The sequence below is a fragment of the Luteibacter sp. 329MFSha genome (assembly GCF_900111665.1).
Lineage (GTDB): Bacteria > Pseudomonadota > Gammaproteobacteria > Xanthomonadales > Rhodanobacteraceae > Luteibacter.
Window position 1 is genome coordinate 2,210,735 of record NZ_FOJE01000001.1, and the last position, 12,136, is coordinate 2,222,870.

Consider the following 12,136-nt stretch of genomic DNA (forward strand, 5'->3'; position numbering starts at 1 on the left):
AAGGAATCCATCCATGAGCCACGATTCTTCTTCTCTCAAAGCACGTGCGCAGGACCTGCTCCAGCACGCCGGGATCACCCTCGGCGGCAACCGTCCGACGGACATCGTCGTGCACGACGACCGCACCTACGCCCGGGTCTTCGCCCACGGGTCGCTGGGCTTCGGCGAGGCGTACATGGACGGCTGGTGGGATGTCCCCGACCTGCCGGGCTTCTTCTCCCGCGTGCTCTCGTCGCACCTCGACGACTCGCTGCGCACCCTCGACACGCTGATCGCGCACCTCAAGGCGCGATTCCTCAACCTGCAACGCGGCGACCACGCATGGGATGTCGGCAGGCAGCATTACGACCTCGGCAACGATCTGTTCGAAGCGATGCTCGGCAAGCGCCTGGTGTATTCGTGCGGCTACTGGGCCAACGCCGACAACCTCGACGACGCGCAGGAAGCCAAGCTCGACCTGATCTGCCGCAAGCTCCAGCTACGGCCCGGCCAGCGCATCCTCGACATCGGCTGCGGCTGGGGCGAGGCGCTGAAATACGCCGCGGAGCGCTATGGCGTCAGCGGCGTGGGCGTGACCATCTCGAAGGAACAGGCGGAGTTCGCGCGGGAGCTGTGCAAGGGCCTGCCGATCGAGATTCGCCTGCAGGACTACCACGAGCTCGACGAACGCTTCGATGCGATCCTCTCGGTGGGCATGTTCGAACACGTCGGGGGAAAGAACTACCGATCGTGGTTCGAAGTCGCGCGGCGTTGCCTGCACCCCGAGGGACTCGCCCTGCTCCACACCATCGGCAGCAACGGGACGCCGGGCCGTCCCGACCCGTGGATCGAGAAATACATCTTCCCGAACTCGGTCATTCCGTCCATGAGCCAGGTCGCGACCGCCCTCGAAGGCCTCTTCGTCGTCGAGGACTGGCACAACTTCGGACCCGACTACGACCGCACGCTGATGGCCTGGCAGGCGAATTTCGACGCGGCCTGGCCCCGGCTCGCGGGCCATTATGACGAACGGTTCCGGCGCATGTGGCATTTCTACCTCGGCTGTTCGGCCGGCGTGTTCCGCAGCCGGCGCGACCAGCTCTGGCAGCTGACGCTCTCGCCGCAGGGCGTCCCCGGCGGCTATCGGGTGCCCCGCTGACGCGGAGCAGCCCCCGAGGTCAGCCCTGCGAGTCGGCCACGTTGAAGGGCAGCACGCCCGTGGCGTGGCCTTCGGCGGCGGGGCGTCGCGGCTGCGCCGGGCGGGGCGACGACGGGGCGGTGCGTCCGAGCGTGATGTTCTTCGACGCGCGGACCTCGCGGTTGGCGAAGGTCCAGATCTCGCCCGTGGCGGTGATGAACACCGTCCAGTACAGGTCGGATTCCGGACCGTAGTCGATCAGGAAATGGGCGAAGCCTTCGCCCTTGGGCGTGTTCATCGGAAGTGGCGGATTCAGCTGCAGCATGGGTTCCTCCTCGGTGCCCTCATTTGCAGCGAACGTTCGTGGCGAGCGAGTGAACGTGCCGTGGTTCACGCCTCACCCGTCGCGACCGCCCTTTTCTCCCCCGCCCCGGTAAAATGCCGGTCCAGTCACCCAAGCAGGAACACAGGGCGTGCAACGTAACTTCGCCGTATCCGTCGTCCATCCCGGCGGCAAACCCGCGCTCGAGATCGAGTTCAACGAAAAGGTGCACAACCTCGCCGGGGACTCGCTGTGGCTGTCCCTGGAAGACGGCACGTCGGAAGAGGACGCCGAGAGCCTGCGCGCCCTGCTGGCCCGCATCGGTCACCGCATCACGGTAACGAACGTACGCTCCTGACCGGAGCGGCCGCGGTGTCCTTCACGGCCACCGCCAGGGGAACCACGTGGGGCGACAGGCGGTGGTGGTTCACGCCGTGGACCTTGCCGCAGCCCAGGCAATGCCGGATGAGGCCGAGGCCCCGCCGCGCCGCGCGCGGCGAACCGAGCAGGCAACCGCACACATAGCAACCGGCGATCGCGCCGCGGTCCCAGAGGCGAAGGCGCAGCGTCTGCACCGCGCCGATCGTCAGCGCGACGACGAGCGCGACGCCGAAGGTCCAGGCGGGAAGGTTCGAGTAGAGGGAAAGCGTGCCGAGGTCGCCCGGCAGCTGCTGCGCGGCCTTCAGGCCTGCGGCGGCGACGCCGCCCGCTGCCAGGACGAGAACGCCCGGCAGGTACATCCGAAAGACCATACGCCCGGCGTACGACATGACAGCCCCTCTCCCTACCGGGTCCTCCCGGCGGTGGTGAGATTGTCGGTTGGGCGGTCTACCGATCGTGAACGGCGCGGACGAAATCGTTTGCGCCCTTCGGTAGCTCGGCCTTGGTGGGAGCCGATCGTATCGGCGATCTCGCGGCAGCGAGCCGATGGCGGATGAGGCCAAAGCCCCACCCGCCTCGGGCACTCACGCCTTCGCGGGCGCGCCGAACGACGGCGGACGGTCTTCCGGCGCCTTGCCGAACGCCTCGTTGGGCTTGTCGCCCATCACGAACGACAGCGTGCCGCCGGCGGTCAGGTCCTTGTGGGAGATCCAGCTCTTCGTCCAGGGCTTCCCGTTCCAGGTGACCGACTGGATGTACGGCCGGTCGGGGCCGTTCTCCTTCGTCTCGATCACCAGCGTGCGACCGCCACCGACCTTCACCTCGGCACGATCGAGCAGCGGGCTGCCGAACACGTAGTTGGTGCTGACCGGGTCCACGGCATACAGGCCCATCGCGCTCATGATGTACCACGCGCTCATCTGGCCGCAGTCCTCGTTCCCGGGCAGGCCGTCGGGCTCGGGCAGGAACATCGTGTCGAGCAGCATCCGCACGCGGGCCTGCGTCTTGTGATGCGCACCGGTGTACGCGTAGAGGTAGGGCATGTGGTGCGCCGGCTCGTTGCCGAACGCGTACTGGCCCACCATGCCGGCGATGTCCGGCGGCGCGTTGTCCGGCAGCACCGGGTCGGCGTTGAACAGTCCGTCGAGCTTCTTCTCGAAGCCCTCGGCGCCACCGAACAGGTCCATGTAGTTGTAGACGTCGTGCTGGTTGAGGAACGTCGCCTGCCACGCGTTGGATTCGGTGAAGTCGCGCCAGCGCTTCGAGTGGCCGATCGCGATCGGATCGAACGGCTGGATCCAGCTGCCGTCCTCCGCGCGCGGCCGGACGAACTGCATGTCCTTGTCGAACACGTTGCGATAGTTCTGCGAACGCTTGCGCAGCAGCGCCGCGTCGTCGGCATGACCGAGCGCCTCGGCCATGTGCGCCACCGCCCAGTCGTCATAGGCGTACTCGAGCGTCTTGCTGACCGCCTCGCCTTCCTTGTCGCTGGGGATGAAGCCCATCTTCCGGTAGTACGGCAGGCCGAAATAGTCGTCCTGCATGGCCCGGCGACGGAACACCGGCCAGCCCTTCGCGTAATCGATGCCGGTGAAGCCCTTCGCCTGCGCCTCGGCCACCACCACCGCGGAGTGGTAGCCGATCATGCAGACCGTCTCGATGCCCTGCAGCGGCCACACGGGCGCGCCGCTCGGGCTCTCCACGGCGAGACGGACGAGGCCGTCGACGAGGTCGGGCACGCGTTCGGACTGGTACAGCGTGAACAGCGGGTGCTCGGCGCGATAGGTGTCCCACAGCGAGTAGGTGCTGTAGTTGTGGCGGCCTTCCGGCAGCGTGTGGATCGCCTTGTCCATGCCGCGGTAACGGCCGTCGATGTCGCTGAAGACGGTCGGCGCGAGCATCGTGTGGTACATCGAGCTGTAGAACGTGCGCATGACCTTGTCCGACGAGGACTGGATGCGGATCTTCGACAGCTCCTGCTCCCACTCGGCTTCGGCGGATGCGCGGATGCCGTCGAAATCCCAGCCCGGCATTTCGCCGTCGACGTTGCGCATGGCGCCGTCGATGTCCACGCCGGAGATGCCGACCTTCACCAGCAGCGGCTCCTTCGACGCGTCGTCGAAGTGCAGCGCGGCCTTGAGGTGGTCGCCCTTCGCGGTGGACGTGCCCTTCGGCAGCGCCTTGTCCTCGGAGTACAGCGTGACGCTGCTCACCGGGCGAGAGAGCTTCATCGCGAAATAGATCACGCGGCCGGCGGCCCACTGCCATACGCGACGACCGCCCACCAGCGTGTCGCCGTTGACCAGCGTGAGCTCGGCGTCCGTGACGTTGGCCGGCTTGTCCATCGCGTCGGCGAAGCCGTGCGTGAGGTCGACGAGGAGGTGCGCCTCGCCGCTCTTGCCGAACGTGTAGCGGTGCATGCCCGCGCGCAGGGTCGCGGTCATCTCCGCGAGGATGTCGAAGCGCGTCAGCTTCGCGCGGTAGTAACCGGGATGCGCCTGCTCGCCGGTGTAGTGCGAGCGGTAACCCTTGATGCCCGTCTTGTAGCCCTTCTCGGCCTTCTCGCCGCTCTGCTTCCTCGCATCGAAGCGCGACACGTAGTTCACGCCGTCGAAGTCGCGATCGCCCGGCTGCAGCAGCACGGGACCCATCGACGGCATCACGAGGAAGTCGAGCATGTCGCTCGCGCCGGTGCCGGAAAGATGGGTGTGCGAGAAGCCCATGATCGACCCGTCGCCCTGGTGGTAACCGGACGAGCCGTCCCACTGCGCGTTATAGGTATCGGGGCTCAGCTGCACCATGCCGAACGGCCGCGTCGCACCCGGGAAGGTGTGACCGTGGCCGCCCGTGCCGACGAAGACGTCGACGTGACGCAGCACGCCATCGCCGGCGGTGCCGCCGCCGGTCGATGGCGCGTTCAGGCCATCCTGCACACCATGGGCCAGCGCGGTGAGGGAGCCGAGCTGACCGACGGCCGTGACGGCGGCCATTCCCTGCAGAAAACGTCGACGGGTAACCATGAAACCTCCAGCGTGGGCGACGCGTCAGACGCGCCGCAGGGTATCGGGATGCTTGTCGGCGAGGTGAACGATCAGCTCGCCGAAGAGGGTGTTCGCCCAGGCGAACCACGAGCGCGTGAACTGCTTCGGGTCGTCCTGGTCGAAGGCTTCGTGCATGAAGCCCGTGCCGGCATGGGTCGTCTTCAGCCAGTGCAGGCACTGGCGGATCTCGGCCGTATCGTCGGTCGTGAAGGCCTTCATCATGATCGACATCGGCCAGATCATGCGCAGGCCTTCGTGCGGGCCACCGATGCCCTCGCCCGCGCTGCCCTTGAAGAAGTACGGATTCTCCGCGCTCCACACAGCGGCACGGGTGCGCGCGTAGCGCGCGTCGCGCGGCGTGCACTCGAGGTACGGCAACGCCAGCAGGCTCGGCACGTTGGCGTCGTCCATGAACAGCGTATTGCCGAAGCCGTCCACTTCGTAGGCCCAGTAGTCGCCCTGCGCACCCTTGATCGTGCCGTACTGCTCGAGCGCGGCGGAAATCTCGTCGGCCATCGCGTTGCATTCGTTCGCGAAGACCTGGTCGCCGAAGAGCGTGCCGTGCATCTGCGCCAGGCGGCGCAACGTGACGACGGCGAACAGGTTGCCCGGAATGTTGAACGGATAGACGGTCGCGTCGTCCGACGGACGGAACATCGCGTGGATCAGACCCACCGGGCGCGTCGGCTGGCCGTAGCCGTCGAGGAACTGGCTCTCGGTCGGCTTGGGCGACGTCCGCTGGAAGTGATACGGGCCGCGGTCGTCCTTGCGCTGCTGCTCGCGGAAGGTCTTGACGATCAGCTTCGTCGCCGCGCGCCAGGATTCATCGAACGGCTCGCGGTCGCCGGTGGTCTGCCAGTAGCCGTGCGCGAGGCGGACGGGATAGCACAGCGAGTCGATCTCCCACTTGCGCTCGGCCACGCCGGGGCGCATGTCGGTGTGATCGGCCTGGGCCCAGTCGAGTTCGCTCTTGCCGCGCGGATCGGGCAGGAAGGCGTTGGCGTACGGATCCAGCATGATGCAGCGCGCCTGGCGACGGATCAGCCCGCGGAACAGCTTGCGCAGCTTTTCGTCCTTGGGCGTCAGCGGCAGGTACGGCCACACCTGTGCCGACGAATCGCGCAGCCACATCGCGTCGATGTCGCCGGTGACCACGAAGGTGTCTTCGAGACCGTCGAGGCGGCCCAGCTCGACCGTCGTGTCGAGCGTGTTCGGGAAGCAGTTCTCGAACAGCCACGCCAGTTCCGGATCGCCGATCTTCTTCTTCGTCGACGCGATCAGCGCTTCGACCGCCTCGCTGGTGAACTTGCGCTTGGCGAGCGGCGGGCGCTGCGTGGGAAAGCGCGAGGCGGCGGAGGCACCCATGCTCACGGTCGCGGTCATCGCGACACCGGGCACGAGCGAAAGCCATTTGACGAGATTGCGGCGGCTGGGATTCAAGGCGTGGCTTCCTTCAGGGCATCGACAAGGGAGCGTACAGACAATGTGCGGCGGAGCGTATCGATATCAACGTCGCCTTTCACGACGATGTCGACACTTTCGCCCGGCAAGAGGTCGAAAGCGTTCTCGTCGAGACGTACGTCGAGATCGCCGGTGTCGATCCATACCGCGCGCGCGAGCCGCTTCGCGGTCACCGTGAGCAGGGTGCGCCCACCCTCGCTGCGAAGTTTCGTAGACAGCTCCGGCGCAGGCAGCGCGAGCGTGCGCGCGGCACCGAAGTAAAGCAGGTGGTGGGCGGCCGGCTTGCCCGCTTCGAGCAGGTCGAACGACACGACCGTCCTGCGCGGGTCGGCACCCTTGAGCAACGTGGCGTCGTCGACGGTGACGGCCTTCGTGCTCGCCAGCGCCGCGGCGCGGACCGGCTGGCTCGTTTCGCGCAGCAGCTTGCCGCCCATGTCGTAGACGCGGGTGCGCAGCGTGGCGTCGAAGTCCGTCGTGCGATCCGAGACCGCGAAGACCTCGGTGCGTCCGTCCCGACGCATCGGGACGACGTCGACGGGCGCGTAGAAGCGCTTCGCGTGGAACTGCAGGGCCTTCCAGCGGTTGAAGTAATCGACGCTCGCCCAGGACGCGCCCGGCCAGACGTCGTTCAACTGCCAGTACAGCGAACCCATGTTGCGCGGACGCGCGCTGCGCAGGTGTTCCGCCGCCAGCTCGATGCCTTCGGCCTGCATCACCTGGCTCAGGTAGACGAACGACGCGAAGTCCTTCGGCTCGCCGTATTCCTGTCGGATGTAGAGCAGCAGGCGCTGGTTGCCGTCGCCGTTGGCGAACTTCTGGTGCGCGCGCATCACCTTCGATTCCGGCTCCATGTCCTCCGGCTTCGCGAAGGCCTTGATGGTGGCCATCACCGGGAACGACTGCAGGCCGTACTCGGACTGGAAACGCGGAGTGACATCGAGGTAGTGCGAGATGGGCTCGGAGCCCGACCACACCTTCCAGTAGTGGTAGTCGCCGTCGTCGAGCACGTTGGCCTCGCGCTCGAAATCCGTGCCCGGCGAGCTAGCCCAATACGGAACCTCCGGCGAGAGGCTCGTGACGACCTTGCGCAGCGTATCGCCGAAGAGCGCGCGCATGCCGTCCTCGATGCGACGCACTTCGTCGGCGTTGACGAACTTGCGGAAGTCCTCGCGGTCCGGCCACGACTCCCAGCCGGTCTGCACTTCGTTGTTGCCCGCCCAGATGACGATCGACGGATGGTCGCGCAGGCGGGTGACCTGCTCGGTCGCCTCGATACGCGTGGTCTCGCGGAACGCGTCGTCGTACGGCGTGATGGCGCCGCCGAACATGAAGTCCTGCCAGATCATCATGCCCATGCGGTCGGCCGCCGCGTAGAACGCGTCGTCCTGGTACGTACCGCCGCCCCACATGCGCAGCATGTTCATGTTCGCGTCCTTCGCCGAGCGAAGGATCGCCTCGAGGCGCTCCGTCGACACGCGCGAGGGGAAGGCGTCGTAGGGAATCAGGTTCGCGCCCTTGGCGAAGATCGGCACGCCGTTGACGACGAACGCGAAGCCCCTGCCCCACTGGTCCTTCTCGCGACGCAGCTCGACGCTGCGCAGGCCCGTCTCGCGATCCGCCTCCGCCAGCGACGTGCCGCCGGCGCTGACGCTGCCGTGGAAACGGTAGAGATCGGGCTTGCCGTAGCCGACCGGCCACCAGCGCTGCGGGTGGTCGATGGCGATGGGCACCTCGACGTGGTTCTCGCCGGCCTTCAGCGCGACGTCGCGCTTTTCGCTGCCGGTCTTGCCGTCCGGCGCTGTCCAGGCGACGTCGAGCGTCACCGTGCCGGCCTTGTCGGCGCGCACGTCGAACTGCGCGGCGAGCTTGGCCGTGTCCGCATCGACGTGCCGCTGCGCGATGTGCAGGTCGGCGAGGCGCAGGTCGTCCCAGCTTTCGAGGCGCACCGGGCGCCAGATGCCGAGCGTGACGTAGCGCGGACCCCAGTCCCAGCCGTACTGGTAGTTGGCCTTGCGGACGTAATTTGAGGTCTGCTTGCCCTTGGGCTCGTCGCCGAAGGCGGAATCGAATTCACCCGGCAGCGAATAGGGCTGCTTCATCAGCCACGGCTGAAGCCGTGCGATCGGGGATTGCAGGTGCACGGTGAGCGTGTTGCGGCCGGCACGCAGGGTGTTCTTCACCGGAAGGCGCCACTGGCGGAACATGTTGTCCGCCGACAGCAGCTTCTTCCCGTTGAGGCTGACCTCGGCATAGGTGTCGAGGCCGTCGAATACGAGATCGACGTGGCCACGCCGGAGCGTGTCCGCGTCGACGTCGAAGTCCAGCTGGTAGTCCCAGTCGGAGAGGCCGATCCATTGCAGGCCGGCCTCGTTGTCGCGCCAGAACGGATCGGCGATCCGTCCCAGCTCGAGCAGGTCCGTCTGGACGGCACCCGGCACGTGGGCCGGCTGCCAGTCCGTGAACGGCTTGCATCGCGCGTCGCATGCCACCGGCTTCGTCAGGCCTCCCGACGCGCCGCGGAACGAGTCCGCGGCGCCACCGGAAGCGAGCCGGAACCGCCAGCCGGCGGAGAGGTCTTTCTCCGCCGGCGTGGCCGCGCCGGCGACGCCGGCGAGAAGCCAGGCCACCAGCGCCAGCGACGCGCGGCGCATCACAGCTTGAAGCCCATCGTGACGGTGTAGGTGCGACCGTTCTTATAGGCGTTGAGCGGCTGCGCCGGGGTGTTGTTGTAGACGAAGTACGTCTCGTCGAGCAGGTTCGTCGCATCCAGCGACACACGGATGTGGTCGTTGATCTGGTAGCCGACCGATGCGTCGAGCTGGCGGAAGATGCCCGTGATCTGCTGCGACTGCAGCTGGGCGATCGACGTGAAGTACGAGGAGCGCCAGCTGTAGGTCAGGCGCGCGCTCCACGGACCCTGCTCGTAGAACGGCGACAGGTTGAACGAGTTCTTCGAGTTGTACGGCAGCGGGAAGTCGTTGCTGGTGTCCGCGTCGGAGTACGTGTAGTTCGCCAGCAGGCCGAAACCGTAGCGGAAGTTCTGCTGGTAGCTGATCGACGCGCCCTTGACCTTGGCCACGCCGGCGTTGATCGGCACCTGCATCTGGTACACGTCGTCGCGCAGGTTGGTCAGGTTGTAATGCGTCTCGGCGACGTTCGTGTTGAGGATGTAGCCGGAGATGCGACGGAAGAACACTTCCGCTGCCAGCACGCTGTTCTCCGAGAAGTACCACTCGGCGGACGCGTCGTAGTTGGTCGACTTGTACGGACCCAGGTCGGTGTTGCCACGCGAACCGGTCAGGGTGCGGTCGTCGAGCGCCACGTACGGGGTCATCTGCTGGTAGCGCGGGCGGGCCACGGCCTTCGCGGCGGCGAAGCGCAGCGTCAGGCTGTCGGTTGCGTCGTAGGCGATGTTGAACGACGGCAGCCAGTCATGGTACGAGCTGCGCTTGTTGACCGGGCCGTACGTGTCGCCGCCGAGCGCGTTGTAACCGTTCACCGTGTCGCGGGTGCGGAAGTAGCGCACGCCGAGGTTGCCGCGGTAATCGTCGCCAGCGAAGTCGCCCTGGATGTAGAACGCGCGGTTCTGCTCCGCGACGCTGTAGGTGGCCTTCGGATCGAGCGATACCGTGCCGTTCTTCAGCTGCTGGATGTACGCCTTCATCAGGCCCGGATCGATCGTCGTCCAGTCACCCATGTTGCCGGCCTTGCTGAGGCCGTCGAGGTAACCGCCGGGCGTGCCGCCGTGCGCGAAGTCCGCGAGCGAGAGGCCGTTGCCGTCCTGCGACGGCAGGCGCGCCGCGTAGGCATCCTGGCCGTCGAGGTGGTTCGTGGCCTTGATGCCGACCTCGATCTGGTTCAGCGGACCCCAGCTGACGTCATGCGCGAAGTCGGCCTGGAAGTAACGCTCGCGGTCGTAGCTCGGCGCGTAGCTGTAGCCGGCGCCGTGCAGCAGCATCGCCGTCGGGTTGTCGGCGTTGTTGTAGTTGATCTGCGGGTGCTGGCCCTTGAGGTTCCAGTCGAAGCCGCCGAAGCCCTGGAACTGCGTGTTCCAGATACCGTCCGAACCGCCGGTGGAGCCGGTGTAGCCGATCTGGCTCGACGCGGTCCAGCCGTCACCGAACCAGTCGGCGCGCAGGTTGGCAACGCCCGTGTTCACGGTGGAATCGCGCTCGTAGCCGTCGAGGTAGGTCGAGGTGTTGGCGTTGTAGCTGCCGCTGGTGGCGACGCCGTTGTTGAAGCCCAGCGCCGTGGCGTTGGCGGCCGAGCCGGACCACTCGCCGTAATGGCTCTGGTTGAAGTTGTTGAACTTCTCGGTGACGTACAGGCCGGTGAAGTTCAGCTCGAACGCGTCGTTCGGCTTCCACTGCAGGCCGGTCGACACGCCGTCGCGCGTGCGGCGCTGCTGGAACCACGCGGTGTTGATCGCGGTCGGGTACACGCCGTGCTGGTCGGGCGGAACGACGGCCGGATTGAACTGGTGGTCCGGGTTCGTGTCGGTGGGATCGTTCGCGCGCTGGTAGCCGAAGATTTCCGTGCCCTGGCGATCGATGATGCGATCGGAGTGCATCAGCGAACCGAGGACGCCGAAGGTGTTGTCCTTGTTCTTCCAGCTGTAGAGCACCGAAGCGTTCGGCTTGCCCTTGTCGGCGCGGTCGTTGTAACCGTAGCTGACACTGCCCGTCAGCGTGTTCGCCGGCAGGTCGAGCGGACGGCGCGTGTTGACGATGACGGTACCGCCGATGCTGCCTTCGTCGATGTTCGCCTGCGGGGTCTTGTAGACCTGGGCGTTACCGATGATTTCCGAGGCGAGCAGGCTGTAGTTGAACGAGCGGCTGTCCGGATTGTTCGGATCCGACGTCCAGTTGGTCGACGCGACGGTCTGGCCGTTGAGCAGCAGGCGGTTCAGCGCCGGATCGGTGCCCAGGATGCTGACCTTGTCGCCTTCGCCGAAGTTGCGGTCGACGCTGAGGCCCGGGAGGTGCGAGAGCGACTCGGCCACGTTCGTGTCCGGGAACTTGCCCACGTCCTCGGCCGAGATGGCGTCGACGATCGAGTCGGAGTTGCGCTTGAGGTCGAGCGACTTCTGCAGGCTCGCGCGGATGCCGGTGACGGTCACGCCTTCGAGATTGGCGGCGTCGGTCTGCGGGGCGGCGGCGGTCTTGTCGGTCTTGGCCGGCGGGGGCGTGGTGCCCGCGTCCTGCGCCATCGCGCTGCCCGTGGCGAACAGGCCGGCCATGATGGCCATCGAAAGCGCGCTGATACGGTGATTCACGTGAAGCTCCTGGGGAGGGAGGGATGCGACGAAGGAGACGACCGCTCACGCGCTCGCCCCCTTCCGTGTGGGGACAATCCGGAAGCGAACGCCGACGCGCGGATCGGAATCCGCGTTGGCCGTCGTTCGTTTCGTTGATTCGTTTCCCGCTGCCGCGACGCCGTGCCCCCTCGGGCGGATCGATCGCGTCGGCAACTGCCTTTGCAGCGGTATGACAGCGTCGATTCTCAGAGGCCGCTGACAACGTTGTCAACGACTTTTTTAACTCGATCTAAAAATGCGAGTTTCGACGCAAGTGTATGTAAAGAATCGTCTTTTCTATTTCCAGAAAATACTGCGGTGCGCCATAGCGTCGCCGTACTTTGGATCGATCCATGCCCGCGGACGGATCGCTTCGCTTTCCCCTAACCCATTCAGTGGAAAGCGTTATTTCCGGGACCGTCGGAAGTGGCTCCACGCGGCAGGCTCGCCGCGGCCACTTTGCTGCACCGCAACGAAAAATAAGACCTTTCGCGCGATGACTTTTTTGTATCGCGCAC

8 protein-coding genes are annotated in these 12,136 nt (G+C 66.3%); 2 read left to right on the forward strand and 6 right to left on the reverse strand.

The genetic code is table 11. The annotated features are described in order from the left end of the window. Positions 1–13: 13 nt before the first annotated feature. Positions 14–1,138, forward strand: coding sequence for a cyclopropane fatty acyl phospholipid synthase (gene cfa, locus BMW54_RS10010; RefSeq protein WP_090055052.1), 1,125 nt, complete (start codon positions 14–16; stop codon positions 1,136–1,138). Positions 1,139–1,157: 19 nt separating this feature from the next. On the opposite strand, the gene BMW54_RS10015 is transcribed toward cfa, so the two are convergent. After that, positions 1,158–1,442 carry a hypothetical protein gene (locus tag BMW54_RS10015; RefSeq protein WP_090055054.1) on the reverse strand — a complete coding sequence of 95 codons (285 nt, stop codon included), beginning with the start codon at positions 1,440–1,442 and terminating at the stop codon, positions 1,158–1,160. 148 nt (positions 1,443–1,590) lie between these two features. On the opposite strand from BMW54_RS10015, the gene BMW54_RS10020 reads away from it, so the two are divergent. After that, complete coding sequence (locus BMW54_RS10020; protein ID WP_090055055.1) at positions 1,591–1,797, forward strand: hypothetical protein; 207 nt, start codon at positions 1,591–1,593, stop codon at positions 1,795–1,797. Here BMW54_RS10020 and BMW54_RS10025 read toward each other — a convergent pair. From BMW54_RS10025 to BMW54_RS10045, 5 genes are all read right to left on the reverse strand, one after another. Further along, positions 1,772–2,209, reverse strand: coding sequence for a hypothetical protein (locus BMW54_RS10025; RefSeq protein ID WP_090055057.1), 438 nt, complete (start codon positions 2,207–2,209; stop codon positions 1,772–1,774). The genes BMW54_RS10020 and BMW54_RS10025 overlap by 26 nt on opposite strands. 195 nt (positions 2,210–2,404) lie before the next feature. Continuing rightward, positions 2,405–4,840 (reverse strand): GH92 family glycosyl hydrolase, encoded by a 2,436-nt coding sequence (locus BMW54_RS10030; protein WP_090055059.1) that lies wholly within the window; start codon positions 4,838–4,840, stop codon positions 2,405–2,407. A 24-nt stretch (positions 4,841–4,864) separates the two neighbouring features. Continuing rightward, positions 4,865–6,244, reverse strand: a complete 1,380-nt coding sequence (locus tag BMW54_RS10035; RefSeq protein WP_090055897.1) for a glycoside hydrolase family 125 protein — start codon at positions 6,242–6,244, stop codon at positions 4,865–4,867. A gap of 53 nt (positions 6,245–6,297) precedes the next feature. Next, complete coding sequence (locus BMW54_RS10040; protein ID WP_090055060.1) at positions 6,298–8,973, reverse strand: beta-mannosidase; 2,676 nt, start codon at positions 8,971–8,973, stop codon at positions 6,298–6,300. Continuing rightward, positions 8,973–11,597, reverse strand: coding sequence for a TonB-dependent receptor (locus BMW54_RS10045; RefSeq protein ID WP_254779190.1), 2,625 nt, complete (start codon positions 11,595–11,597; stop codon positions 8,973–8,975). The genes BMW54_RS10040 and BMW54_RS10045 overlap by 1 nt, the downstream gene beginning before the upstream one ends. Positions 11,598–12,136 lie beyond the last annotated feature (539 nt).

Bases quoted from the DNA above. Each gene is read 5' to 3' on its own strand.
- BMW54_RS10040 (WP_090055060.1), bottom strand. From the start codon at position 8,973: ATGCGCCGCGCGTCGCTGGCGCTGGTGGCCTGGCTTCTCGCCGGCGTC.
- cfa (WP_090055052.1), top strand. From the start codon at position 14: ATGAGCCACGATTCTTCTTCTCTCAAAGCACGTGCGCAGGACCTGCTC.
- BMW54_RS10035 (WP_090055897.1), bottom strand. From the start codon at position 6,244: ATGACCGCGACCGTGAGCATGGGTGCCTCCGCCGCCTCGCGCTTTCCC.
- BMW54_RS10030 (WP_090055059.1), bottom strand. From the start codon at position 4,840: ATGGTTACCCGTCGACGTTTTCTGCAGGGAATGGCCGCCGTCACGGCC.
- BMW54_RS10025 (WP_090055057.1), bottom strand. From the start codon at position 2,209: ATGTCGTACGCCGGGCGTATGGTCTTTCGGATGTACCTGCCGGGCGTT.
- BMW54_RS10015 (WP_090055054.1), bottom strand. From the start codon at position 1,442: ATGCTGCAGCTGAATCCGCCACTTCCGATGAACACGCCCAAGGGCGAA.